This window comes from Methanosarcina sp. UBA5 (assembly GCF_002505485.1).
Classification (GTDB): domain Archaea; phylum Halobacteriota; class Methanosarcinia; order Methanosarcinales; family Methanosarcinaceae; genus Methanosarcina.
Map to the genome: position 1 here is coordinate 39,926 of NZ_DAVG01000112.1, position 25,023 is coordinate 64,948.

A 25,023-nucleotide genomic window follows, 5' to 3' on the forward strand; every position below is an offset into this window, starting at 1 on the left:
GAGTTAAAGGCTTGAAAAGGCGGATTTCTTTAGGGAACCGCCTTCTTTTTTTATTTTTTTAATTTTGTATTTTGGCTTTCCTTTATTAAATTGTAAAATCCTCAGTCTATAGTTCCAAACCATTCAATATTTATTTTCAGTCAATAGCTTTTCTCATTTTTATGTGCAGCAGAGAATCAATATTGATAAGACCATAGGCGACAGAAAAAACACTAATGAGAAAGACTATTGGAAACCGAAAATCCGTTATTGAGAAGGCTATTAAGCTGATCCCAAAACTTAAAATCGCGTCTCTCAATCCCATATTCCAAATGATTAACTGAGTTTGCGATATGGAAAATAGTTATAAAACTTTACTGATTTGAGAACAAAATTGTTTTTGGGATAAGCTCATTAAGTAAATCTTTAGGAGCTATCGGTTTATTCCCGTAGATACCTGAATAAACCCAAGATAGAATGGAGCAGAATTCCGGTAAAAATCATACCCGTCCCTATAAAGGTTAGAATTACCATCAAAACCGTCGGCCCAAAGGCAAGTCTTCCGCCAAGACAGAAAGTCTGTAACAAATCAAGGCCTATGTATAACCCACCTGAACAGAGAACAAAACCTGGAAGGGTAAACCAGTATAGTGGATTAAACTCCATTTTTATAAAATTGTTAAATCGAACAGTCAAGCTGTGCTTGAAAGGACTTCTAGTCAGACTGTTTACATTATAGAACCGAATTATATTTTTAAACGTAAAGTAACCTCCAGGTTAATAGATCCTACTACAATTTATAGAACCGGACAAATTATCTTGGGTAAGAAAATTTTAAAATATAAATACTTTTCTAAAAGTTAAGATATGAATAAATTATATATTTGAGAAAAAGGGTCACTTCAGGCATTTTAGACTACAGAAAGACAAAAATCCACAAAACCTGAGAATTCAAGAGCATTTTGCAAGGGATAGTATCTGGTTGACGATTTACTGGAAATAAAAAGTATAATTGCATGCGGTAACTGCACTCTAAACTGGCGATTCCAAGATTACTGTCGATTATAAAAACCTTTCTTTTTCAATTTAAAGCCTTTAAGACCTCATTTTTGCTTATTTTTTGCCCTGAAATTGATTGTCGGACAGCCTCTAAAAGATGGGAGATTCGTGACCTCCGCGCTTCTAATGTAAGAAAAATAAAGAAAAGACTCGAGTGGGATTTTCAGATGCAATTGGAGGTGATCTTGCCTGATAGCCCCGTGATAAATTTCGAACCAGGATGCATTATTTCTCCAAGCTATCAGGGTCGATTTCATGTGAAAAACAGGCGTGGAAAATCCATATTCTTTTTCTGGAATCCAGCCGCGTTTTTGTGTCCTCCACCACCGTACTGCTGAGCAATTTCGGCACAATCTGGGGAGTCAGGATTCCCGGAATCAGACCTCAAGCTGAATACTACCATATCCTCTACAGCCTGCCACATGATAGCAATATCATATCCAGGCTTTTTGTAGATAAACTCTCCAAGCTCGGAGATGTTCCCGGTAGTGTTTACAAGCCTCGCTTTCCAGTTGTGGAAAACGCAGTCTATCCCACGGTCAAACGCTTTCTGAATTTTGTAACCTTGAGCCTCCAAGAGTAATTCACCGATAGAGATCATTTCATTTACGATATCCTCGTATTCAGAACCAAGAAGCACATCCCATACTTCATCATTAGGAGTTTTCACCATCAGACTGAAGCCTGCAGTGAAAGCCTTAGTCTGAACGTGTTCAAACTTCCACAGGTCTTTATCCCCAATATAGGCAACAGCCACAGGAAGTGAAATAAATCCAGGGTGCATAAACTCCCATGTAAGTACACAGGCTGCCTTTTCAAGAGATCGGGTTCCTGGAATACTGCTTGAATTCCACAGGTCCGGAAACTTCTCCATAGCGGTTTTATGATGATCTATCCAGACCAGTTTAGGCCCGCAAGCCTTTACGAATTCATCCATTTTATCGCTTGTAAAATCCACAAACCATACTTTTTCGGCTGCCTTTATTTCTTCCTCACTCCAAGATTCTTTACCGTAGTTTATAGCAACAAACTGTACAGAAAATTCATTCCGGTCATAGGAATTCCCAGCGACAGCGGCTGCACAGCATCCGTCATTATCGTCATGGTAATAGATTAAAATCATACGTTTATTATCTATCATTTTCGATTCCCCATCAGTTAACAGGATCTATCTGGCATGTTTTCTGCTGCACAATTAAGTTCAGGATGTATTTAAAGAAAACTCGGTGTGAAAGATACTCAAATAAGTGATAATAAGTTTAAATAAAAATATTTTTAAACATCTAGTTCTATATAAGTAATATAAGTCAAAAGGGGAAAAAGTTCAGTGAAAAAGGGAGACACTAAACACCCTGCAGGCTTAAACATAATTTTGTGAAAAATTATCTGGAAAACAGAGGCGACATAATGAAGGGAGGCAATAAAGTGAAAGAATTTTGCAATATTTGTGGTCGGGAACTGCTGGAAGATATACTTGTTGTTGATACCAGCCAAGATATGAAACCAATAAAATTCAAGGACGTTCATGGGGATAAGTCCGATCTGATATGCATTGAGTGTGCAACTGAATCGGTTGAGAATCCACCCTTCTTATGCTCGAGATGTGGACAGCCAGTCGAATTCGGTGAGCATTTTTATGTACTAAGGCTAGGAACTATAAAACCTGGTGGTCCCAAGGTAGATTTTAAAGAAAAATCCACTGACGATAAATGTATCTGTATTACATGTTTCGAAGAGTTCATGAACCCTGAAAAGGAAGAAGAAAGAGTTTAAATTGATATTCTCGGCTCTAAACTTTATTCTCACTCTACCCTTAATTTTTTATCCCTAGGCAAAAATCAGGATTACGTGCCGAGACATAACTATATGGAAAAATTGGCTTTGTAGAAATCCTAAATTGACCAGTTATTATAAAGTTCGGCCAGAAGAACTATGTCCGAAATATACATTGCACCACTTGGTTTCAAAACCCGGAAGACTTCTTTAAAAACTTTTTCTTTATTTGGAGCAAGGTTAATCACGCAATTAATGATGATAACATCCACTATACGCTCTCAACCGGAAGAGCTTCGATATCTCCCAGACGAAACTCGACATTTGGATAACCAGATTTCAGGGCATTTGCCTATGCTTTTTCGACCATAGCCTGGGTCATATCAACTCCAATAACTTTCCCTGACCTTCCTACCTTCTGTACAGCAAGGAAACAGTCAAAGCCTGCTCCTGACCCAAGGTCTAGTACAGTATATCCTGGATTTAATTTCAAAAAAGCTGTAGGATTGCCACAACCAAGACCCAGATTCGCATCTGGAGCAGCCTTGAGATCATTTTCAGAATAGCCAATAGATTTTGACAGATCTGTTACTTGAATCTCCACAACATCCACCAGAACAACAGGGCATCCACAGGTATCGCCTTCTCTTTTACTCATTAGTTATTCATCAATCCTTAATAGTTTCTAGATATCTCAGACAATTTATGCTAAGCTGCTTATAAATCACGTTTTTCGACCTTTAAATAGTGATTTAAACACCCGTTGATCATATTTACGATCCCTTGATAAGAATCTAGTTCAGGCAGATCTTTCCCTCACCCTACTCCCATAACTAGAAGGTTCGTTTCCATAGGAGGATGATTCCAGCCGTCAGGAGATATCGTCTTCTTCTCAACTGAAATCTCGACTTGATTTCCTCTAAGGCCGCAATCTTTCATGTAATCTGCGACAAGCTTTTCCCAAATTCAACTACAGTGTCTAGAGCCTCTGAATAAGCGTCAAATCTTAGCCTGTTGCCTGGAGCAAAAACCAGGAAATCTTTGTCAGGAGACATTAGACTTGCTGGTCTTATTAGAATTTCAACTCGTTTAATTCCTCTTCCTACAAGCGTACCAACAGCATTTCCTACCTCAGCATATTCTGGAACCAAGATCTCAGCATCAACAAAGCTCTCCAATTATTTTCCGTACGCTCGGACAGGACCTCCAAGCAAAACAACTGGAACTTCCAATTTGAATTTCGTAGGATAGTTCCCATCAATTATTTTTGCAATGGCTGATTTCGGAACTCCTACCAGGACATATGAGAGCAGATGAAGTGCCATGTTTCTGGCAACTCTCTTTTTTACAGCAGTGCAGAATTCCACTGGTGTCATGCGCATGATTCTGGAAAGTCTCTCCGCCCCTATACGGGAAGCCTCTTCGTTCCAAGCTGTATATTCTCCCAACACATGCAGAGCGTCAGTAGGAGTGAAACCAATTGCCTGCACAAGGCGCTTTTTGATAAGGGAATCTAAAGTCTGAGGATGAAAGTCTTTTCGAGTAAGGGCTTTGATTTCAGGTACTGAAACGGGTTCTTCTCCAATAACCTTCAGCACTTCAGCTTCAGCCCTGCTCAATTCTCCTGTTGGGTAACCAGACCTTACAAAAAACTTTGTGGGCTGAATATTCTCCCCAAGATCTTCTCCGATATACAAGGGAGTCCTTTTGAAGTTATTCAAGAAATATGGATATTTTACCGCAGCTACTGCCAGAGGCATAACTCGCCTGGGTCCGAGGAAAAGTTCTCGGTCCACAACCCAGATATGACTGTCTCCACCTGTAGCCGTTGTTTCCATTCTAATAGCTTTAACTCTAGTCTTCCAGCCGCCCACGACTGCGCCCTCTTTGCTCAGGTCAGGGACACCCATGAAGATAGAGGAAATATCTGTGCTCGTTCCACCTACATCAATTACGACACAGGTCTCAAGTCCAGAAAGATAAGAGGCTCCAACTAAGCTTGCTGCAGGGCCAGAAAAATAGTTTCAATAGGTTTTTTCAGGGCATCTTTGATTCCGACAACAGAGCCATCGCATTTGAGCATAAGGAGCCTAGCATTGATTCCACGCTCTTGTGTATCCTTGATAACAGATTTCACGAACTGCCTTGTTATCGGGATCAGCTGAGCATTGAGAAAAGCTGTAACTGCTCTTTCGTAAGCTCCAAGTTCTTGGGAAAGCTCATGTCCACAAACAGCGGGAAGGCCTGTAAGTTCAAGAACTCGGTCTTTTACTATGATTTCATGCTCAGGGTTCCTCGTACTGAAATAGGAAGAAACGGCAAAAGCAGAAACCTTGTCCTTTACTCTCAGGACAAACTTCTCAATAGTTTCCAGATCAAGAGGAGCCTCTTCTTCTCCATTCTGATCATGTCCACCGGATGCAAAAAGAATATGCTTTGTAGGCAATTGCTTCTCAAAAGGGTGGGCCCCAATAAGGATCAGACCTACTGGAAATCCGGTTCCTTCCAAGATAATGTTTGTGGAAAGGGTTGTGGAAACCGAAACAAGTTTTACATTTTTCAAATATTCTTGATTTAAGCCATCTATTGCGTTTTTGATGCCGGGATGGAAGTCTGGATAAGTGGTGAGCGACTTATTTGAGTCAACAATGGCACCATCAGTATCCCTTACAAGCACTGCATCGGTGTATGTGCCTCCTGCATCAATCCCAAGGCTGTATTGCATACTGAAAACTACTCCTTTTTACTTTATGAGAAACATGTATTTCTAGGCTAAGTTTAATTTGTACGAGTTACTGGATGTCAGATTTTTAATAAATAGCTGGCAATAAAAGGTAAATAAAAGAATAAATTCTGTGAGAAGATAAATTCCTTAAACACAGAAAGTATACTCATGTAATCGAAGCTTTAATTGACTCTATACTAAGTTGTAAGGCTTCTTTGCTAACTTTCAAGCTAATTTGTAATTTTTGGAAAAATATTTCTTTCTCCATTTAAGTGCAACATTAACAAGTCCGATCATTACGGTACTTCAATGAGAGGACCTACCACAGCTGCGAATGCCTGCCCAGAATTGATGCCAAAAACTGCTGCTGCCACAGCAATTGCCAATTCAAAATTGTTACTGGCCGCAGTAAAAGCAAGAGATGTTGTCTGTTCATAATTAACTCCCATTTGTTTACAGATCAGGAATGAGACACCGAACATAATTACAAAATATATTAAGAGGGGTATTGCAATCCTTACAACGTCCAGTGGCAGTGCAACAATGTATTCGCCTTTTAACGAGAACATAACAATAATCGTGAACAGTAAGGCATAAAGTGAAATCGGACCTATTGTAGGAATGAGTTTGTTATCATACCATTCAGCTCCTTTTGATGGACGTAAGAAGTATCGAGTTAAGAAACCAGCTGCAAAAGGAATTCCAAGATAGATTGCAACACTCCTGGCAACTTCTCCCATGGATATATGTATTTCCATACCACTAAGTCCAAGCCATTCAGGTAGTATGGTTATAAAGAAGTAAGCAAAAATGGAGTAGAAGACCAATTGAAAGATAGAATTGAAAGCAACAAGGGCAGCAGCATACTCGTTATCTCCATCTGCCAGGCTGTTCCAAACAATAACCATGGCGATGCACCTGGCAAGACCAATTAAAATGACACCTACCATGTACTCAGGATAATCTTTCAAAAATACAATTGCCAGGATGAACATCAAAATAGGGCCAATAATCCAATTTTGTAATAACGACAGACCCAGCACCTTGTGATTTCTAAATACCTTGCCTAATTCCTCATATTTAACCCGTACCAGCGGAGGATACATCATAACTATCAAACCGATGGCTATAGGAATCGAGGTTGTACCAATGGATAAACTTTTTAAAAAGTCTGCAAAACCAGGATAGACAAAACCAAGTCCTACACCAACAAACATAGCCAGAAAAATCCATAGGGTTAAATAACGGTTCAAGAACGATAATTTTGATACAACGGATTCTTGCAGATAGGATACCTCTTTTTTTTAATAAATCTATAACTTCTCATTCAATCGCAGCATCTACCACTTGCTTTGATCTTCTCCAGCAGTTCTAGATCTTTTTTACAAATGTCAATTTTCTCCACTTCATCGTTAAGAATTACTGAAAGAAAGGAAAAGTCTTTGAAAGTTTCATCCTTTAATCGATAGTATACCCACTTGGACTTTTTTTGGGAAGTGATTATCCCTGAAACTTTGAGCCTATTCAAATGCCTTGAAGTGTTAGATTGTTTAATACCCAGAACAGTTTCAATATCACAGACACATAATTCACCGTTTCTTAGAATATTCAGTATCCTTAGCCGGTTTTCATCAGCCAATGCTTTAAGAATATCAACGAGGTCCACGGGCATCACCACATTATATGAGTATAATTATATATACTCATATGCGATTTAAAAATACTGATTTTATTTTCACTACTGATTACTAATCACACGTAGATTAACAGCTCATCTCATAACCAATTATATTTATATAAAGAGAGAAATTCAGTGACATCCTCCTAAACAGAAGATCAATTAATTATTCCAAATTTTGAGGGAGGAAGTGACTTCAAGGATTTTTTTTGGAAAGCTCTTTGAAAAACGGTGAACGTTTAAACTCGCTGCCATAAGTATATCTAAGATTTTTAAGTAAAGAAACGATTGAATATAAGTAAGAGCATTTCATATATCAAACAAAATTGATATGAAAAATCTTAATTAGAAAGCTTAACTTGTTTTATTTATGAACTATTGTTGTCCTACCGACCCTGAGAAAAAGAAGGAATGGGAAGATAAAATGCTCCAGGAAATTGATTTTCTGGACAATGACATAAAGAAAGCCAGTGAGATATTCAGCGCTCTCGGGCATCCAATAAGACTGAAAATTGCTTACTTTCTCTCTCAGAGAGATCACTGCGTTTGTGAATTAATATTTAAACTAAATGAAAGGCAGAACCTTGTTTCTCATCACCTGGCAATTATGAAAAACTGTGGGATCGTCGAAGCATACAGCAGTTCAAAATGGCACTTTTACAAATTAAATCCGGAATTCAGAAACATTTTTAATACTATCTCGCAAATAAAAAACAAAAAATCCGAATAAAAAGGTAACAGGTGCCTGAAAGAAGAATAACATAACGACTAAGGTTTTAGTCCTTACAGCAACAGCAGCAGTCTTCTTTTTCCTGACCTTTTTCCTGACCTTTTTCAAAGATTTTGTCATATACATTTGTCCATCCTATCTGTGAACCGGCAGCAACGAACATGGCGACTGAAATAGCTTCAGCAATTTCTTCCTTCGTAGCTCCTGCAGCAATTGCTCTTTTGGAGTGTGTATCAACGCAGAACTGGCAACGCATTAGGACAGAAGAAACAATGGCTATAAGTTCTTTGGTTTTGAGATCCAGATACCCGTCTTTAAAAATGGAATTTCTCATTTGTCCGTAAGCTTCCGCAGTTTCAGGTAGTATTTCGTTCAAAAAAGACATTTAAATATCTCCTTGTTTATAAATATCTTAATAGATTGAGTTACAAACTGTTTAAGTTCAAAGTAAATCTATTTCTCTATAATGAATCAAAATTCTAAAGCTATTTTTTAAGTTTTTATTCTGAAACAATATTGTCAATTATTTCAGTAATTTTAATGGCCAGGTCTTTTGCAAAGGGAAGAATTCCATCGCATAGTGTTATCTTTGGATTCGGACTTATGTGTGTACAGTAAGTCTTCCTCATTATCTGTGGGATTGTTTTCAGAATTCTCTTCTTGCACCACACTTTTTTCTTTTTTCATTTGCTAGACTCCTTAATAGCTGAGTTCAAAACTTATATGAATTATATTAAGAATTCAAATTTAAAAACCCTCATGATGAGTATCAAGAATAGTTGATACGTGTTAGATCGACTTGTCGGTCTATCAGTAAAGTTAACATTTTTAGAACTTTACATAGAGAAATAATACCTACTAGACAAGCATCTGTTAAGATGCAAAGATTGCCCAGCTAAGCTAAAGGTAATGAATTCAGATCCAATTTTCTTTTCCGTGTTTTTCCAGCTCATCCTTTCTTTATTTTCGACCTCACTTTTTGAGTTACCAATTTCTCATACTTTCTCCAAGTATTTTCATTGATTTCAGGCATTGATATGATATAGGCTTCGCTTCTTGCAGGGGTGGTGCATGAGTCGATAGCTTTCTGGATAGTGACAGGATCTTTATTTCCAATGAGGTCTATTACTTTTATTTCCCTGAGAAAACAGGAAATTTCAGTCATTGGAATTTCATTCAAATAGGGCAAAGGAGCATTTGAGCCTATTATTTTTCTTAAACCTGTCATTGTGGAAACTCCGTTTTCGGCAAGAGAAATAATGGATTCGCCTGCAAGATGGTCACTTTCCTCTCCACAGATGACGAGACAATTTATTTTCGGATTCGTTTTTGAACTCTCAAACCAAAATATTTAATTGGATTTAATATACAGTTGGAGGTATAAATATTGTAAATATGTTAGTGGTATCTCCAATGAAAAAAACAAAAGTGTCGGCAGATGCTGGCAGGGTCGGGACTTTGAGTTTTATCCATGCTGCGGATTTACACCTTGACAGTCCATTTACTGGAATTTCCGGAATTGAACCTGAGCTTGGGAAAAGGCTTGCGAAAGCTACCTTTCAGGCTTATGAGGCAATTATTGAGCTCTGTATGGATGAAGAAGTCGACTTTCTGCTTATTGCGGGGGATGTGTATGACAGTGCCGACAAGAGTCTTTATGCGCAGGTCAGGTTTATAGAGGGGCTAAGGAAGCTCGAAACCGCCGGGATTCAGGTTTTTATCTGCCACGGGAACCATGATCCTCTAAACGACTGGTCGGCAAGCCTGACATGGCCCGGAAATGTACATATCATGAATGGGGATAGGGCCAAAGTTGTGGAATTCAAAAAAGAAGGAGTAAGTGCCGCCTTTATAGTGGGGATGAGCTATCCAACACAGCACATAATGAAAAATCTTGTGAAAAACTTCCCAAGAAAAGGTGATAACTGGCCGTTTACCATAGGGCTGCTGCATTGCAGCGTGGGAAGCACCTCGGAGCATGACCCTTATGCACCTTGTACCCTGCAGGACCTCAGGGAGCTCAACTATGACTACTGGGCTCTTGGCCACATCCATACTCCTTCTATAGTTTGCAAAGAAGATCCAGTTGTGATATATCCTGGCAATCCACAGGGCAGGCATCCCGGCGAAACCGGAGCCAGAGGGTGCTTTGTTGTGGATGTTTCTTCAGGAGGAGATATTTCTACCAGATTCATAGAAACTGATTCTGTCCGCTGGCATATCAGGGAAATTTCCATAGAAGGACTGGAAAAAGAAGGGGAGCTAATAGAAAGTCTTCAAAGCCAGCTTGATGACATAAGGGAAAATTCCGGAGGACGGTCTGCGATTTGCAGGTTTGTCCTTAAAGGAAGGGGACCACTTCACCGTACTCTCAGGGAAGAGGGATTTCTTGAAGATCTCCTGCATTTGCTCAGGGAGAACGAGATCCGGGGTCGGCAGTTCATCTGGGTAGAACGCATTGAAAATGAGACGCTCTTTCCCGTAGAAAGGGAGCTTCTTCTGAAAAGGGAAGATTTTATGGGAGATCTGGTAAAAATCGTAGACGGCTTGAAGACCGATGAAAAAGCCCGGAATGAGTTCCGTGAAGTCCTTTCCCCGCTTTTTGGTTCCAGAAACGGGAGAAAACACATTGCCAGAATTGATGCTGAAGAAATGAACTCCCTGATTCAGCACGCTGAAAATATCCTGCTTGATGCCTTACTTACGGAGGAAGATAATGAAAATTAACGCCATCCATATTGATGGCTTCGGCAAGTTTTCCAGCTTGTCTATGGAAGATCTGCCCTCCGGCCTGGTCATTTTTACAGGGGCAAATGAGGCAGGAAAATCAACATTATTCACTTTTATCCGGAGAATGTTTTTTGGTATCCCTAACACAAGGCTCTGCAACCTCTATCCTCCACTTGAAGGAGGGAAGCATGGGGGAAGGCTTGCAGTCATTGATTCTGCCGGAGATCGATGGGTGATAGAGAGAAAAATAGGTCGAAAAGAAGATGTAAAAGTTGTGCTTCCAGATGGGAATATAGGAGGCAGAGCTGAACTTCTTAAACTCCTAGGCCACGCCGACAGAAACGTCTTTGAAAATATCTATGCTTTTGGCCTTGAAGAACTGCAGAGTTTTGAGACACTGAACGACCAGAGCATCAACAGTAAACTCTACAGTGCTGGCACTGGAGTTGGAGTTTCTATTTCAGGCCTGATGAATTCAATCAGCAGCATTGAAAACAACCTGTATAAACCTAGAGGTAGCAAACCCCTTATAAATGAGCTGTTCAGGGAAATAGGAAAAACTGAAGTAAAAATTGCCGAACTTGAGGGAGCCCAGAAGAAATACGATTCGCTTCATTTCGAAATGGAACAGAGAACCCTGGACATCGACCAATTAAAACAAAAGTCTCAGAATATAAGGAAAAAATTAAACCACATTCAAAACCTGCTTTCCGTCTGGGAAGACTGGAAGGTTCTCCGTGAGTCAAAAACTGCCCTTGAAGACTTACCTAAGCTTGAGAGCTTTCCCGAAAAAGGGGAAGAAAAGCTTACAAAGCTCCAGGAAAGAATTGAAGAAATAAGGGAGGCAATTTCTAGGTTACAGCAGGAACTGGGAAAAAATGCCGTTAAAGAAAGAAGCCTTTCCCCGGACGAAAACCTTCTGAGGCAAAAAGATACGGTCCTGGAACTGGAAAGCGGAATTGAGAAGTACAGGTCCGAAGAGAAATTGCTTCCTTCTCTGGAAATAAACCTCACGCAGGAAAAAGCCGGGCTTTCTGAGCTTCTTCTGGAACTCGGTCCAGCTTGGGATGAGGAAGCTCTGGAGCGGTTTGATCGCTCTATCCCTGCAAAGGAATCCGTTATCCAGATGCGAAGGTCAGTAGAAGAAACTGAAGATAAAATAAAAGATGCCAGAAACGAACTCCAGCAGATCGTTAACAGCATTGAAAGGGTCCTTCAAGAAAATAATTCTTTTGAAGAAAGCCTCCTTGTACACAGAGAACAGGTTATCGAACTTGGAAACGGAATCGAGAAATACCAGGCTGATAAGGACTTCCTCCTCTCCGGAACTCAGGAACTTCAGAACAGAAAGGCTGAACTCAGGGAAACTCTATCAGGGCTTGGGGAGAGATGGGATGAAGGTGCCCCGGATCTTTTCGAGCGTTCAATCCCTTCAAATGAAACCGTACTCCGAAAGCGAAGGGAAATGGAGGAGGCAGAAAAAACAATTGAGAGACTGCGCGACAGGCTCGAACTTGCCCTTGGGGAAATTAGAGAAGTCTGCGAGGAAATCGAAGCCCTCAAAGAGAAAATTGAGGTATACTCGCCCCTTCCCAGGCCTGAAGAGGTGAATCAGGGACTTGAAGCTGTAAACTATCTAAGGTTGACCCAACCTCTCCTGAGAGAAAAAGAAGGCGAACTCAAAAATATGGAAAAAGAAGAGATGCTTTTTGCAGCTTTGGGACACCGGGAAACTGAATATGAGGGCGGGCTTCCCCTCTGGCCTGCAGGAATGGTTCTGCTTGCAGGCTGCATTGGTCTGGTCTACGAAAGCATTAACGGCACCCTGTTTTCCGGACTTGTCATATTTTTATTTCTTTTCGCTACTTCTGCAGTATACTTTTTGAAAGCCAATATAAAGTCCTCAATTCTCCCTGCCGGTGAAGAGCACCTGGAGGACACTGAATTCCAGAAACAGAAAGTACAGGACTCAAAGGAAAAGCTATCCAGAGAGATTTCTGCACTGAAAGTAGCAATGAAAACCCGTGCAAAAATATGTGGCTTTGAAGACATTCCTGACCCCTCGGTACGGGAACAGAAAGCCAATGAGCTACAGAAAGCCATAGTTGAGTTGAAGACTGCCTGGGAGCTACGCCAGAGAGAGGAAAAGCTCCAGAAGAAGCTGGATAAGTTAAATACAAGTTATACAAGACTTGAGGATACTCTCCGGGCCGAAGAGGCAAAGCAGGAGGAGTTTCTTCAGGAATGGAAAGTGTGGCTCGTTTCTTCAGGGTTCAGCCCGGAGCTTTCTCCCGAGCATATGCTTGAGCTCCTCTCCTCGATAAGGGCCTGCCTGGAAAAACAAAGGAATGTGAAAGAACTGGAAAAACAGGTAAAGCTCAAAGAAGCTAGTGTTAAAAAATACGAAGAAAAAGCCTGTAATATTCTGGAGACCTGTGGAAGGCCCTTTTCAGGAATTGCACTCGAAAGTGAAATAGCAAGGCTCCGGGAGGACGTAAGTTTTGCATTTAACCAGGCTGATAGAGCAAGAAAACTTGAGGTTGAATCCGAAAGCCTTAATCATAAAAAAGGAGAGCTGGAAGCCCGGCTCCTTGAGGAGAAAAAGGCACGTGATGCCCTGTCCGAAAAGTGGACTGGCTGGCTTGGGACTTACGGGCTTGACCCCTCGCTTTCAGTAGAAAGTGTGCTTGAAATCTTTTCGGTAATCCGGACTTGCTTTGACAGGCAGCGGGCGATCCGGAAACTTGAAGAACAGATAGTTTCCAGCAGAACGTCGATAGAAGCCTATGAAGCAAAGGTAGCCGGGGTTCTGCAAGAATGTGGACGCCCGCTTTCCGGACTCTCTTTTGACGCCCAGGTTGAAAAACTCCGTTCAGACTTTGAAAAGGCATCCGAAGCGGCAAGAAGCCTGGAGCAGCTGAAAACGAAATCGGAAGAACTCAAAATTGAACTTGAAGCAGCCCGGGATAAATACAAAGAAGCTATAGAAGAGCTTGCAGTTCTTCTTGATTCCGGTTCTGCAGAGACGGAAGAAGAATTCTATGAAAACGCCAGGCTCTGGGCTCAGCGAACCGAACTAGAAAAGAAGAAAAGAGAAGCTGAACAGCAGATCCGAAGGGTTTCCGGAGATGATGAAGAGTATGAGATTTTTGTAGAAGAACTGCAGGCTTCTGATCCCTCAGGCCTGAAAGAAGAAAACCGCAGGCTGGAGGAATGCCTGAAAACCCTGGAACAGGAGATCTCAGATACTATAGACAGGCGCGGAGCGATACGAAACCAGATTGAACAGCTCGAACACGGAAGTGAAGGTTCCCTGGCAAGGGTAATGCAGGAAAGCCTGCTGGAAGAAGTTCATGAAAAGTCAAGGGAATGGGCTTCTCTGGTCTTAGCTCGGGAAATCCTTGCTAAAGCAATCAAAGTCTATGAAAAGGAAAGGCAGCCTGCAGTTATCGTGGAAGCTCAGGCCTTTTTCTCAAAGATTACCAGAGGCAAGTACACGAGGATTTATTCTCCGCTCAACTCTACCGAAATCTGTGTTGAAGACCGGGACGGGCGTCAGAAGAGAATTCAGGAACTCAGCCGGGGAACAGCCGAACAGCTTTATCTCTCCCTGCGCTTCGGTTTCATCAGGGAATTCGGCAGGCATTCGGAATCTCTTCCAATCGTTTTTGATGATGTACTGGTGAACTTTGACCCTGAACGCTGCAGAAGCACATGTGAAGCTATAAAGGACCTTGTATCAGACAACCAGGTCCTTTACTTCACTTGCCATCCCGAAACCGTACAGATGCTTGTAGAAAGTTTCCCTGAAACCAGGGCTGTAGACCTTGATACAGTATAATAGAGAGTTGAAGCGTAAAAGAGCCGGAATGCTCAGAGTAAGGTACGTAAAATGGAGCCGGAAAGGTAGGGAAATAAAATTTATGAAGCAGTGATAAAAGTCATCATTCTTCTGCCCGGAGAAAACTAAACAAAAATTTATTAAAAAATGTATGAGAAAAACAGTTTAGATAGTACCTAGAAGTAGAAAATCCCTATAAGCTTGTCAAAAAGCTTAATTTCTATCTTTGCCAGTGGGTTTCTTCCATATCAATGGCCGCAAAAATCTGTACAAGAGGGTGTCTTTTTATAGCTCTCATCAAATCTTCTGGGGTATATTCCATACCATATTCATAACATGAAAAAAGCCCCATATGGTACAGGATTATATCCCTCTCGGTACGTGTAAGTTTTATGTATTTCTTAATCCTTTCAATAGAAAGAATTGAATGCTTATTATTTGCAGGATGGCCTGGCAACGTTCGATAATTTCCATGATTTCCAATATATAGTCCTTCTTTACAGATGTCATGACATAAAGCAATAATTATTAAAGAATCCTCAGAAAGTTGCTCTTTCTTCTTAAGATGGGAGTTCGATAATTTTAGCGGCTCTAATAAATTGAGGCAATGTTCCACAAGTCCGCCAGGATAATCTCTATGATATTTTGTACTTGCTGGTGCAGAAAAGAAATCGGAATTTTCAATATACCGGATGTAATCTTTAATTCCTTCTCTTTTGATCTCTTTTAAGAGATCTATGGTATAACTTTCATTGGCAAAGATTTCATCCTCAGTCAACATTTCAGTTCCTTCAAATTGTCAAAAATTCTCGATATTTTATCTAACTTGACTTCAACGGATATTGCTTATTGATAAAACAAATTTTCTCCACTTCTAAGTATATATTTAGATACTTAGAAACTAAATAAATATAATAGAATAAATTATTCTTAAGCTTAGTAATTATAGAAAAATAAGGAAAACCTAAACCCGAGTAAAAAAAGTATCCGAAGCAGATCTCGATAAGTTACGAATTTCTGTTCATAATTCACTACCCGTTCATAATTCACTACCCGTTCATTATTTTACTATCCGTTCATTATTTTTACGTAATTTTGTCTACGACTCCTTACCTACCTTTGCGTCCCTGCACTCCATTAAGTCAGATAACTCAGGCGAGTCAAATCTTCAGACAAACTAGATATTCAGTTGGCTCGTAATCAGGCAGGATCGAGAGAAACTTGTATTGAAGAAGCCAATTTAAAAAATCGGGCTTGTAAATCTATTTCGTAACCGCAGTAGTAAAAAAGACGTTTTATACGGCCTTATAAACTTCCATCTGGTACTCAAATGTACATAGTTTCTCTCAAATACGATTATTTAGAAAACTTTAAGCCTCGAAAACACATATTTTTAATTGCTGTTTGAGGTATTGCCCCTGGAAAATCAAGATTGAAGGATATCCTGGGCTGAATTCAGGAAGATATGTCTGCGTTTTTATTAATGTCATAATAATTGTTGTGATCATCAAATCTAAAGCCCAGTGTAACGAGGTGAATTGCCCCACTTATCGTACAGAGGAGTTACAATCATGCGTGACACGAAACTGATCCGAGTACTTGCAGAATATCTTGCAAAATGCACAGAAATCCATGCAAGGAACGAATCGATACCGCCAGAGAGTCTGGAAAAATTTATGGTTGATCTCGTAAGCTGCCTGGAAGTCGGGGGCATTGGCGATGTCGGGAAAGAGCTGGTCCCACTCAAAAAAGCACGTGCAACCATCAGGCTTGCAAGGCGCGAGTTTGAGTGGCAGTGCGACAATATAGATAACCCTGAAGACTGGGAAACCTGCCTGCGGAATGCAGTCTCAGGAAATGTATAATTTTTTGAAATTTTCCCTGAAATCCGTGAAATTTCGGGAATATTTCAGGCTTATCCCCTGAAAAACGAGGATTTAAAGATCCTTCGCATCTCTCCGAGAACTGATACAGCTTAAACTCTGCAGGCACGTTTCGCAGGCATTCGTGCGTTCAAAACTGTGCCTGGTCAAAAATATGGGACAAAAGCAGGGATCAAAAACAGGGATTAAAGGCAGCCCTTGAGATTCGTTAATTATGAAAAACTAGGACAATTTAATAATAAGAGGCTGAAACTAGCTAATTATAAAAAAGCTACGAAATTAGGTCATGGGAGTCCTTTCCTGTGACATCGTAATCAAGAAGAAGGTTCTCAAATCCGATCAAACAAAGTAAGTGTGCGCATTTTTCAGATTTGGCCAAAGACCCCCACTAATTTTTTGCCTTGACCTTTTCACTTGTTTCTTCATTTAAGGTGCTTATTTGCTTCTGGAAACTCTCAGACTTATGCAATTGAACTGAGAAACAGTAGTTTGAGACTTCAAGTATTTTCGATCATAAGCAGTTTCAATCATTATCTCTATTATAGACCTGCCAGTGTTTTATTTTGCTTCTCAGGTGCGTAACCCCTTCAGATTCCCGGTATTCCCTTCCAGGATCCGGGTCTATAACGAGGCTTGTAACTAAATTTCTCACTTCTCTTGTGAGCTTCTTTTGTTCCTTCCCAAGAGCCAGGCACATAACGAGATCTGTAGCTAGCCTTCTCAGCGGTTCCTTTCCAGAATCCAGGAATATATCGCTGTTTATACTTCATCCTCCCTATTTTCGGATTCTTTGCTGCTCCTGTCCATGAGCCTGGAATATAACGCGGCTTGTAATCAGCTTTCTTTGCTTCTGGAGTCTTTACGGTTCCTTTCCAGAATCCTGGAATGTAACGCTGTTTGTACTTCATTTTACTTAATTTTGGGTTTTCTTTTGTTCCTTTCCATAAGCCAGGAATATAACGCGGCTTGTAGTCACCTTTTTTAATTTTCGGAGTCTCTGCAGTTCCTTTCCAGAGTCCGGGAATGTAACGCTGTTTGTGCATTATTTTCTCAAGCCTTGGATTCTCTTTTGCCGCTTTCCAGAATCCGGGTATGTATTTTGGCTTATAGCCGGGCTTCTCTACTCTTGAGGTTTCTACGGTCCCCTTCCAGAATCCTGGCGCATAACGCTGTTTGTGCCTGATCTGTTCAATATCCGCGCTCTTTTTTGTCCCTTCCCAGGAGCCAGGAACGTAACGGGGTATAGAGCCAGACTTCTCCTTTATCCCGTAATTCTTTTTGACTTCGGTTTTCGCCTTTTTGGTTGCTTTGACAGCTTCTCCTTTTAGTTCATGTTTCTTATGCATTGTCACTAACCTCTTTATCTAATTCATTCAGTTTAACTGCGAAATTAGCGCATAAAACATTAAACTCGCTAGATAATACACATTTAACATATAAATAAATGTTTGGCAGTGTGTCCATATGTATTTTTAATTTCTTTGAACAAGCAGCCAGGCATTTTTACATAAATCTACACTTTGACCCTACCGTGACTCTGGACGACCTCAGGAATTGTCCCCTTCTATAAGTCACGTTTCCGAGAAATTAAAATATTTATTGGGTGAAGGTTATATAGACTGCTCATATGAAAAATAAAGAGATTGATTAAAAAATAAGGAAAAGTAGTATCCAGTATTCCTGATTTATATATTGAGTTCTTAAAGAGGCTTACCCCAATTTTTACAGACAGTTTCATTTTTGTTTTTTCCGGTGAGCTTGTTTCAAAATTCCACCTATTCATGTTCTATACCAAAAACAGATGCCCCATTTAGTTCTATTGATCTTAATTCTTGGCCGTGCATTAGTAAGTGATTGATATTTTTTCTTTGAGTATTTTTACGAAGTTGCATAGTTCTCTAAGCTTACCTGCTTACAGGAAATTGAGTGTACACAAAGCAGAAAACGAGAGCAAAAAGCGAATGTGTGAGTACTCTGGAAAATATCAGCTGATTATTGAGGGACCACCAATTATAACGATAAAGAAATAAAAAAAGATATTAATAAGATTTAATTCTCAAAATCAGATATTTGATAATTATAATGATCTAGCAAAGAAAGTATTTAGCTCTCTTATTACTGATTTAAATAAAGGCCAAAAAATATTTAAGTTTATATATCATCTTTAGATAGAAGATTATTTATACTCTGACTATTTTAAAAATATGCTTTGATGGCTAAAAAATTAAAAGCTGGAGAGTGAGATTATGTTCTATGGACTAATAGTACTATAAATACTAAGTTTGAAGATAAAGAACTAAAAGAACAGTTTAGACATTTAAAGGCTAAGGCAGCATATATTAGTGATTTACCATCCAGAGAAGACTTTGACCGTTTTTTTATAAATCGACAAATTAGTGCTGCATGCCAAAGGCTAATGAATTCCGCATCAATACTACATTCGGCAGGTCGACATTAGATTTTTGCGGTATTTCATGTAAGTAAAAATGGGACACATTGAAAAAGAAGACAGCATGACATACGGAACTGAACAAAAAAAATAGAAAGAGCCTCGGGCGGGATTTGAACCCGCGACCTCGTCCTTACCAAGGACGCGCTATACCCCTAAGCCACCAAGGCACTGATGCTCAAAGAGCATCTCCAAAATATCACAGCAGAGATATAAAGGTTTCGACTGAAAGCAGAAATCGGTGGGATTTTCCCCCGGACTGCTGGAAAATTTGCGAGTTTGTTTTAATAAATTGGGAAAACTTGCTTCAAAAAAGCTATTTTGTTCCAATTTTAGTGCTTAGCTTGTCATCCCCCGAGATTTCCTTTATAAATTCCAGCGCTCATCGATCGGGAAGCGCTCGTTAATCCACATGAGGACGTGGTTTTTGTGGACTATTTTATAGGAGCGGGAAAGGATAGGTATGCCGTCGAAGGTGGGTTCCCCTTCCAGGATTTCAAGTTCGGCCATGTCGCGCCTGGTTTCAAGGTTATGGCTGCGCAGAATCCGGCCGATCGGGATGTCCGCCCGCATGAGCTGTTCCCGCATGGTTTCAGGCATGCGCTCCAGTGGGGAGAGGGATCTTGCATAGACAAAAGTCGTGCCTCCTGCAGAGAGCCGGACTACCCTATCGTTTACCTCACTGCCTTCTTCCACATCCAGAAGGGCAGCCATCGCTTTGTCAGCCTTAACGGTGTACTGGGATTCGGTTATCACACTTACCGACTTTCGGGTCATTATCTCCAGCAGGAAGGTCACCGAGCCGTCGGTTCCGCAGCAGACCCGCAGGCAGGTGGGAATCTCAAAGCTCTTCAGTTTTTCCAGAAAATCGCCACTCAAAAAGATACCTCAAGGTAAGGGTGTCAGGTAGTAAAAATTTCAAAATATATTAAGTCGTAAGGAGTTTTACTCCCCACTGACATCTTTCTTGGCATTTTTTACTCGTTCTTTTGCTGTGTAGCCGGTAGCTTTATACAGGAAATCCCGGAAGGCCTTATTTGTCTGCAGGACAGTTTCATCATTAGTTACTGTTTTATCGGAAACCGTGTCCACAGAGAGCATTTTATTCTCAATCCAGATTATTATCTTTGACATAGCTCCATAGGAGGTTTCAAGAACCCCTTCGTTTCTGGAGATCTCCCCGGGAAAACACTCCGTCATTACAGAGTAAATCCTGTCAATATCAGGCTTAAAACCACGCTTCAATTTATACTGCTGCATTGCTATCCTCTTATAAGAGATTTTCATCTCAGATAAAGTTTGCTTAGAATCGGTTTGCTTAGAACCTTTCCACTCACATTCCCTAACTTTCCATTAAATTTCCTATGTCGCAGTACATTTCCTTACATCCAGCGCATTTCCCTTACGTGCAGTACATTTCGTCACACCCAGCGCATCATATAAAGTAAGGAAAAAGATCACGTATTCTATAGTATGTCTCTAATAATTCAGTTTTGCTCATATTTAACATTGTTTATTAATTTAGTATAAACAGGAATAACTTATTAATCAATCCAAAACAAAGTCTCTTAACATGGATATCTCTATTTTCTCTTGAGAGCGTTCCTTTCTTCCATATTTAGCCGGCTATATCTAAGTTTATCTGTATTTTTTCTGTATATCTATTTAGAGTTTACTTCCAGTATAATTTACATTAGAATATAGAACTTTAATTTAACTTCTTGAGCTAGATAATATAATTTTATAGTATCAGCGTAACTTCACAAATTAACAAATTAAACATTCGGCCCAAAATAGATAATGCTCGCAAGAATCAATCATAAATATGATTATGTCTATCATAAATTGGTACAAAAAGGAGACCTCGTTAGCTACATAATATATACTAACATTTAATTTGATTTACCTCATTCGTTGCTTAAAAATTCGCAAACAAAAAGCCTGTCCGCTTGAATAAACCTGCTTCTTTTGATTGAAGCTGATAGAAACTAATGGAAGCTACAAACAGAAAAAATGAGAAGGAAAAATAATAAGGTGATCCCAGGATGCATAAAACACTTAATCTGGAAGAATTAATTGCCGCAAAGCAACTTGAAAAGGAAAATGCAAAAGAATGCGATGATCTGAAAATTGAAGAACTGTATGACCTTATAATCCCCCCAGGAACGGTTGTATCTATTATTTACGATATTGTTGAAGAGTTCGGGCTTGAACCTGTTACCAGGAAGATGTTCGTAGGCGTAGCAAACAGCGAAGAAAGAGAACTCCTGGTTCTCCGTGGCCCTCTGGAGAAAGTTCAGGCTGCTGAGAAATTCCTCTACGACGAAATGAAAGCCTGGGTAGAAAACCAGTAATCAACTAAACATTCTCAGTTGGCTAACTTTTTCAAGTAATCCCGTTGAGTTCCTCAATCCGGTTAAATTTCTTCGAGCAAGCGGCCTGAAGAATATAAAATCCCGGATTGAAAAATAAAAATAGAAATTAATCTTTTTTTGAATAAGACGTGAAAATGTAGACTTTGGAAAATTATTTAAAAGGCTGAGCTTAAAAGATAAAAGACGTTAAAAAGGAAATACTGGCAGGAAGGTTCCGATTATTCGGAACAGATACCTGTAATGCTTTCCCTTGAGAAATCAAACACCGTTACCTTATCTGTTTTATCATACATATCGAGTTTTGAGCCAGCCTCAATTTTTCCGATAATAGCAGCTGTAAGCCCAGCTTCTTCAAAGACCTTTCTGCATTCTTCGGCCTTTTCCGCATCTGCAGTAAACACGTAGCCTGTTCCGGGATGCACTTTTAGCCACTGCTCAAAATCCACGTTGTCGGGTTTCGGGACTTTTTCAAGGTCTACGGCTGCGCCAACTCTGCTTGTTTCACAGAGCATACCAAGCGTTCCTATAAGCCCTGGGTTGCTTATGTCTTTTCCTGCAGTAGCGAGTTTTCGTTTTGCAATTTCCTGGGTTACAAGATAGCTCTTCCTGAGCACTGCAGGATCTTTAAAAGATGTCGTATCCCAGCTATAAGGGGAATTTGGCCCTATTTTTCCGTCCATATCGTAAGCTGCAATAACCAGGTCTCCGGAACGGGCGGTATCGCTCCGGATTACGCAGTCTTTCTTCACTATCCCGATAATAGCAACGGAAATGGAATTGTACTCAGTATCAGGATGGACGTGCCCGCCTACAACCGGGACACCAAATTTCCTGACCCCTTCAGCCAGGCCTTCCATAAGTTCCTTACAGGCCGTCTCAGAGTTTGAGGAAGCTATATCTACCATGGCAAGAGGCTTTCCTCCCATTGCTGCGATATCGTTTACATTAACGACTACAGCTCCATAGCCTGCCCACCAGGGACTGACATCAAGTATCCTTCCCCAGATTCCATCTGCTGCAAAGAGGATAACATCATCTCCTCCGATATCGATAACTGCCGCATCGTCTCCAAAATCAACGATCGCATTCTGATACTCCGGGCGGACGGCTTTGAAAACTGAAACAATGTCCTCAATCTGTTTTTTTCGGGTAACCCCTTCAAAGTTTTTTATCCTTTCTGCAAGCTCTTCCAGGTTCAATGTCAGGCTTCCTTTTGTTTTTAAATTTATATGAGTATTTGAGTAGTACAAAATGAATATATAAATAGCAAATACGAGTAATTCAGCAGTGTAAATACGAGTAATCAATAGTACAAATATGAGAGCATATCAGTAATACAGTACATTATCAGTAAACTATCGAGTTCATTGATAGCTTACGAAACTCCCATTGTGAAAGAATTCTGGGATATTTTCGTGAGTACCTATTCGTTTATCCTTTATCTTTTTTGTTCTTTGTTTCACAGAAAAGAAGCGATAGCTTTTTATTAAGTAATTTAATTTTATTAAGGCAACCTAATATGAGTTTAGATATATAAAAATCTCGTACTCTTAAAAAAGGAGTTAAAAAAATGGTAGCAAAAGTTAATGCCGATTCCTGTACAGGCTGTGGAACCTGTGTAGATGAATGCCCAGCAGCTGCAATTTCCCTCAACGATGACGATACTGCAGTTGTCGACGAAAATGAGTGCCTTGACTGCGGTGCATGTGAAGACGCCTGCCCGAACAATGCAATCACAATCGAGTAATGTTTATAAGTACAATATTAAATACACTTTTAAAATAGATCTGAGAAGCGGAGTACTCTTACTCCGCCTTTTCAGGTTTTTGATTTAGAATTTTCTTTATTTGAATTATAATTTAGAAGCTTTTTCCAATTTCAGAGCTAAAAATTACTCTGCTACTGGAAAGATAATTTTTTGACCTGGAGTCCCTGCTCTTTTCAAGCTTTCTGCGTCCCGTTTTCCTTAAGGATTTTTCTTGCTCTTTCGATATCCTCTTTTGTCTGGATTTTTATGAGCTTTCTGCGCTCTTCGCTCATCTGTGACATATCCTGAGCAAGAAGTCCGTAAGCATCAGCTCTACACTGCCTGCAGTGGCGCATCTGCAAGACATAAGGTTCACACGCCTGCTGGGCAGCTTTCCTCTCTTCTGCAGTAGGCGGCTCAATGTTTGCAAAGGCTCCCTGGTTAATAAGAGGCATGATATTCATTATATAGACCCCGAGCTCATTGACTTTTCTGGCAATTTCAACTACATGTTTGTCATTAAGGCCCGGGATGAGCACGGTATTTACCTTGACAACAATGCCTGCATCTACAGCTGCTTTAACGCCCTCAAGCTGGTTCTTGATCTGGATTTTTGCGCCTTCGATTCCCCTGTAGATTTTTCCGTGATAAACTACGTGATCCACGATTTTTGCCTGGATTTCGGGGTCGATCGCATTTATTGTTACCGTTAATGTAGAGACTCCTACGCGCAGAATGTCCTTCAGCTTTTCGGGGAGTAGGAGCCCATTTGTACTCATGCAGAGCGTGAGTTCAGGAAACTCTTTTTTAATTAGTTCAAAGGTCTCAAAAGTCTCTTTGTTGGCCAGAGGATCGCCTGGGCCTGCAATTCCGACAACCTTGATAAAGGGATAATCTTTTAGGACTTGCTTTGTCTTCTCAAGAGCTTCCTGTGGAGTAAGAACCTTACTCGTAACTCCTGGGCGACTTTCGTTAACACAATCAAATTCCCGAACGCAGAAGTTACACTGGATATTACATGAAGGAGCCACAGCCAGGTGAATTCTCCCGTACTTGTGCTGGGCTTTCCTGTCGTAGCAGGGATGTTCGGCAATCTTTCTCAGGAGTCCTTCTTCAAATTCAGGGCTGTTTATGTCATTTATAGGATTGTCTTCTGGCAAATGTGTTCTCCTCCGTTCAGAGTTTGAAAGTACAGCAGAACCTCAGTGCAGGGGGATTTCAGAATATCTAACCCAGTTTATGATGCACCCCTTGATATACATTGTGAATTTATCTGGAATTTGGAGAATTTTAGATGCCTCCACCGAGTTCCTACAGTATTTAAATTTAAATTTGATATTAAAATCCCTTTAAATATATAAAATCTCAGCATGGTATAACGGGCTTTCAGTGAATTTATTTATAATTGAGCTTGTTTCAAAACTACCTCCAATCCTTCTTGACCAATATTTTGGAGTAGATATACCAGATCAATAGGACTAAATGAAATACATGTTTTTGACCAAAAACATGAATAGTCGGAATTTTGAAACTGCTCATTCAGTGAATTTTGTTCCTTAATGAGTCTTGGGTAAAATGGAACTAATTATAAACGTTCTCAAGATAAACATTCTCGGATATGATCATTCCGAGAAATTATCCATTTCGCACCATTTGCCTTCACCTTCCCAGACCCTTACCTTAAGCGGAAAACCAAATCTCTCCAGGAGGCGGGAGTGAATATGCTGGCAGAGGTGCTCGGAACTTGGAAATTCTAGGATTTCATTCAACAGAATATGGTCGTATTCTTTAAGGGTTTCCTTGATTCCCTTCTTCAGGTCGTAAAAATCGATGACCATTCCGTTTTCCCTGACCTCCCCTTCTACCACGACCTCAATTTTATAAGTATGACCGTGTACTCTTCCGCATTTTCCGTGCCCAGGAAGGTAATGGGCACTATCAATATAGTCAATAACTCCCAATCTCATTTTTGTCATCTGGTACACTCCGTTTTCAATAAAATATTTTTCAAGAATTTCACATCTCAGTACGTTCTTTGCTATATTCAATTTCGG

Annotated in this window: 22 protein-coding genes, 1 tRNA gene and 2 pseudogenes; 7 read left to right on the forward strand and 18 right to left on the reverse strand. The window is 40.1% G+C overall.

Going from position 1 to position 25,023, the window contains the following annotated elements:
- Nucleotides 1–420: 420 nt before the first annotated feature.
- Both BP621_RS13320 and BP621_RS13325 read right to left on the reverse strand, forming a co-directional pair.
- Nucleotides 421–645, reverse strand: a complete 225-nt coding sequence (locus tag BP621_RS13320) for a hypothetical protein (RefSeq protein WP_292390763.1) — start codon at nt 643–645, stop codon at nt 421–423.
- 646 nt (nt 646–1,291) lie between these two features.
- Nucleotides 1,292–2,179 (reverse strand): DHHA1 domain-containing protein, encoded by an 888-nt coding sequence (locus BP621_RS13325; RefSeq protein ID WP_292390766.1) that lies wholly within the window; start codon nt 2,177–2,179, stop codon nt 1,292–1,294.
- A 284-nt stretch (nt 2,180–2,463) separates the two neighbouring features.
- Here BP621_RS13325 and BP621_RS13330 point away from each other — a divergent pair, with 284 nt between their 5' ends.
- Complete coding sequence (locus tag BP621_RS13330; protein WP_292390768.1) at nt 2,464–2,811, forward strand: hypothetical protein; 348 nt, start codon at nt 2,464–2,466, stop codon at nt 2,809–2,811.
- Nucleotides 2,812–2,930: 119 nt separating this feature from the next.
- Here the strand turns inward: BP621_RS13330 and BP621_RS13335 are convergent, their stop codons facing one another.
- The 5 genes and pseudogenes from BP621_RS13335 to BP621_RS13355 all read right to left on the reverse strand — a co-directional run bounded on the left by BP621_RS13335 (nt 2,931) and on the right by BP621_RS13355 (nt 7,202).
- Nucleotides 2,931–3,083, reverse strand: a complete 153-nt coding sequence (locus tag BP621_RS13335) for a methyltransferase domain-containing protein (protein WP_292390770.1) — start codon at nt 3,081–3,083, stop codon at nt 2,931–2,933.
- 80 nt (nt 3,084–3,163) lie between these two features.
- Nucleotides 3,164–3,469 carry a methyltransferase domain-containing protein gene (locus tag BP621_RS13340; RefSeq protein ID WP_292390771.1) on the reverse strand — a complete coding sequence of 102 codons (306 nt, stop codon included), beginning with the start codon at nt 3,467–3,469 and terminating at the stop codon, nt 3,164–3,166.
- 158 nt (nt 3,470–3,627) lie between these two features.
- Nucleotides 3,628–5,536, reverse strand: a pseudogene (locus BP621_RS13345) (hydantoinase/oxoprolinase family protein).
- Between the two features lie 225 nt (nt 5,537–5,761).
- Nucleotides 5,762–6,753, reverse strand: a pseudogene (gene arsB / locus BP621_RS13350) (ACR3 family arsenite efflux transporter).
- A gap of 110 nt (nt 6,754–6,863) precedes the next feature.
- A complete protein-coding gene (locus BP621_RS13355; protein WP_394339309.1) occupies nt 6,864–7,202 on the reverse strand; it encodes an ArsR/SmtB family transcription factor in 339 nt (112 codons plus the stop codon).
- Nucleotides 7,203–7,584: 382 nt separating this feature from the next.
- On the opposite strand from BP621_RS13355, the gene BP621_RS13360 reads away from it, so the two are divergent.
- The gene (locus BP621_RS13360) at nt 7,585–7,944 is read left to right on the forward strand and encodes an ArsR/SmtB family transcription factor (RefSeq protein ID WP_292390776.1); all 360 of its coding nucleotides are present in this window, start codon (nt 7,585–7,587) and stop codon (nt 7,942–7,944) included.
- A 46-nt stretch (nt 7,945–7,990) separates the two neighbouring features.
- Here the strand turns inward: BP621_RS13360 and BP621_RS13365 are convergent, their stop codons facing one another.
- The 3 genes from BP621_RS13365 to BP621_RS13375 form a co-directional block, all read right to left on the reverse strand.
- Nucleotides 7,991–8,329: a carboxymuconolactone decarboxylase family protein gene (locus BP621_RS13365; protein WP_292390778.1), complete on the reverse strand. Its 339-nt coding sequence runs from the start codon at nt 8,327–8,329 to the stop codon at nt 7,991–7,993.
- Between the two features lie 152 nt (nt 8,330–8,481).
- Nucleotides 8,482–8,631: a hypothetical protein gene (locus tag BP621_RS13370; protein WP_292390780.1), complete on the reverse strand. Its 150-nt coding sequence runs from the start codon at nt 8,629–8,631 to the stop codon at nt 8,482–8,484.
- 262 nt (nt 8,632–8,893) lie between these two features.
- Nucleotides 8,894–9,295: a hypothetical protein gene (locus BP621_RS13375; protein ID WP_349682083.1), complete on the reverse strand. Its 402-nt coding sequence runs from the start codon at nt 9,293–9,295 to the stop codon at nt 8,894–8,896.
- Nucleotides 9,296–9,357: 62 nt separating this feature from the next.
- On the opposite strand from BP621_RS13375, the gene BP621_RS13380 reads away from it, so the two are divergent.
- Complete coding sequence (locus BP621_RS13380) at nt 9,358–10,671, forward strand: metallophosphoesterase family protein (protein ID WP_292390782.1); 1,314 nt, start codon at nt 9,358–9,360, stop codon at nt 10,669–10,671.
- On the forward strand, nt 10,661–14,515 hold the full coding sequence (locus BP621_RS13385) for an AAA family ATPase (protein ID WP_292390783.1): 3,855 nt from the start codon (nt 10,661–10,663) through the stop codon (nt 14,513–14,515). Before BP621_RS13380 ends, BP621_RS13385 begins: the two co-directional genes overlap by 11 nt.
- Nucleotides 14,516–14,735: 220 nt before the next feature.
- Here BP621_RS13385 and BP621_RS13390 read toward each other — a convergent pair whose 3' ends face one another.
- Nucleotides 14,736–15,293 carry a hypothetical protein gene (locus BP621_RS13390; protein WP_292390785.1) on the reverse strand — a complete coding sequence of 186 codons (558 nt, stop codon included), beginning with the start codon at nt 15,291–15,293 and terminating at the stop codon, nt 14,736–14,738.
- A 793-nt stretch (nt 15,294–16,086) separates the two neighbouring features.
- Here BP621_RS13390 and BP621_RS13395 point away from each other — a divergent pair.
- Nucleotides 16,087–16,380: a hypothetical protein gene (locus tag BP621_RS13395; protein WP_292390787.1), complete on the forward strand. Its 294-nt coding sequence runs from the start codon at nt 16,087–16,089 to the stop codon at nt 16,378–16,380.
- 605 nt (nt 16,381–16,985) lie between these two features.
- Here BP621_RS13395 and BP621_RS13400 read toward each other — a convergent pair.
- The 4 genes from BP621_RS13400 to BP621_RS13415 form a co-directional block, all read right to left on the reverse strand.
- Complete coding sequence (locus BP621_RS13400) at nt 16,986–17,744, reverse strand: hypothetical protein (protein ID WP_292390790.1); 759 nt, start codon at nt 17,742–17,744, stop codon at nt 16,986–16,988.
- A gap of 1,201 nt (nt 17,745–18,945) precedes the next feature.
- Nucleotides 18,946–19,017 (reverse strand) — tRNA-Thr (locus BP621_RS13405).
- Nucleotides 19,018–19,213: 196 nt separating this feature from the next.
- Nucleotides 19,214–19,726 (reverse strand): chorismate--pyruvate lyase family protein, encoded by a 513-nt coding sequence (locus BP621_RS13410; RefSeq protein WP_292390792.1) that lies wholly within the window; start codon nt 19,724–19,726, stop codon nt 19,214–19,216.
- A 66-nt stretch (nt 19,727–19,792) separates the two neighbouring features.
- Nucleotides 19,793–20,107 carry a DUF5611 family protein gene (locus BP621_RS13415; protein ID WP_292390794.1) on the reverse strand — a complete coding sequence of 105 codons (315 nt, stop codon included), beginning with the start codon at nt 20,105–20,107 and terminating at the stop codon, nt 19,793–19,795.
- A 785-nt stretch (nt 20,108–20,892) separates the two neighbouring features.
- On the opposite strand from BP621_RS13415, the gene BP621_RS13420 reads away from it, so the two are divergent.
- Entirely contained in the window at nt 20,893–21,201 is a 309-nt protein-coding gene (locus BP621_RS13420) for a hypothetical protein (protein ID WP_292390811.1), read from the forward strand.
- A 239-nt stretch (nt 21,202–21,440) separates the two neighbouring features.
- Here the strand turns inward: BP621_RS13420 and BP621_RS13425 are convergent, their stop codons facing one another.
- Nucleotides 21,441–22,421, reverse strand: coding sequence for a methanogenesis marker 2 protein (locus BP621_RS13425; RefSeq protein ID WP_292390814.1), 981 nt, complete (start codon nt 22,419–22,421; stop codon nt 21,441–21,443).
- A 371-nt stretch (nt 22,422–22,792) separates the two neighbouring features.
- On the opposite strand from BP621_RS13425, the gene BP621_RS13430 reads away from it, so the two are divergent.
- Nucleotides 22,793–22,969 (forward strand): 4Fe-4S binding protein, encoded by a 177-nt coding sequence (locus BP621_RS13430; RefSeq protein WP_292390817.1) that lies wholly within the window; start codon nt 22,793–22,795, stop codon nt 22,967–22,969.
- A 194-nt stretch (nt 22,970–23,163) separates the two neighbouring features.
- Here the strand turns inward: BP621_RS13430 and nifB are convergent, their stop codons facing one another.
- Nucleotides 23,164–24,129, reverse strand: a complete 966-nt coding sequence (nifB, locus tag BP621_RS13435) for a nitrogenase cofactor biosynthesis protein NifB (RefSeq protein ID WP_292390818.1) — start codon at nt 24,127–24,129, stop codon at nt 23,164–23,166.
- Between the two features lie 462 nt (nt 24,130–24,591).
- A complete protein-coding gene (gene queD / locus BP621_RS13440) occupies nt 24,592–24,945 on the reverse strand; it encodes a 6-carboxytetrahydropterin synthase QueD (RefSeq protein WP_292391055.1) in 354 nt (117 codons plus the stop codon).
- Nucleotides 24,946–25,023: the final 78 nt, after the last annotated feature.

What these genes read in the sequence shown, in the direction of transcription:
- BP621_RS13320 (WP_292390763.1), bottom strand. Translation starts at nt 645, where the DNA reads ATGGAGTTTAATCCACTATACTGGTTTACCCTTCCAGGTTTTGTTCTC.
- BP621_RS13325 (WP_292390766.1), bottom strand. Translation starts at nt 2,179, where the DNA reads ATGATAGATAATAAACGTATGATTTTAATCTATTACCATGACGATAAT.
- BP621_RS13340 (WP_292390771.1), bottom strand. Translation starts at nt 3,469, where the DNA reads ATGAGTAAAAGAGAAGGCGATACCTGTGGATGCCCTGTTGTTCTGGTG.
- BP621_RS13360 (WP_292390776.1), top strand. Translation starts at nt 7,585, where the DNA reads ATGAACTATTGTTGTCCTACCGACCCTGAGAAAAAGAAGGAATGGGAA.
- BP621_RS13365 (WP_292390778.1), bottom strand. Translation starts at nt 8,329, where the DNA reads ATGTCTTTTTTGAACGAAATACTACCTGAAACTGCGGAAGCTTACGGA.
- BP621_RS13370 (WP_292390780.1), bottom strand. Translation starts at nt 8,631, where the DNA reads ATGAAAAAAGAAAAAAGTGTGGTGCAAGAAGAGAATTCTGAAAACAAT.
- BP621_RS13380 (WP_292390782.1), top strand. Translation starts at nt 9,358, where the DNA reads ATGAAAAAAACAAAAGTGTCGGCAGATGCTGGCAGGGTCGGGACTTTG.
- BP621_RS13385 (WP_292390783.1), top strand. Translation starts at nt 10,661, where the DNA reads ATGAAAATTAACGCCATCCATATTGATGGCTTCGGCAAGTTTTCCAGC.
- BP621_RS13395 (WP_292390787.1), top strand. Translation starts at nt 16,087, where the DNA reads ATGCGTGACACGAAACTGATCCGAGTACTTGCAGAATATCTTGCAAAA.
- BP621_RS13400 (WP_292390790.1), bottom strand. Translation starts at nt 17,744, where the DNA reads ATGCATAAGAAACATGAACTAAAAGGAGAAGCTGTCAAAGCAACCAAA.
- BP621_RS13415 (WP_292390794.1), bottom strand. Translation starts at nt 20,107, where the DNA reads ATGCAGCAGTATAAATTGAAGCGTGGTTTTAAGCCTGATATTGACAGG.
- BP621_RS13420 (WP_292390811.1), top strand. Translation starts at nt 20,893, where the DNA reads ATGCATAAAACACTTAATCTGGAAGAATTAATTGCCGCAAAGCAACTT.
- BP621_RS13430 (WP_292390817.1), top strand. Translation starts at nt 22,793, where the DNA reads ATGGTAGCAAAAGTTAATGCCGATTCCTGTACAGGCTGTGGAACCTGT.
- queD (WP_292391055.1), bottom strand. Translation starts at nt 24,945, where the DNA reads ATGACAAAAATGAGATTGGGAGTTATTGACTATATTGATAGTGCCCAT.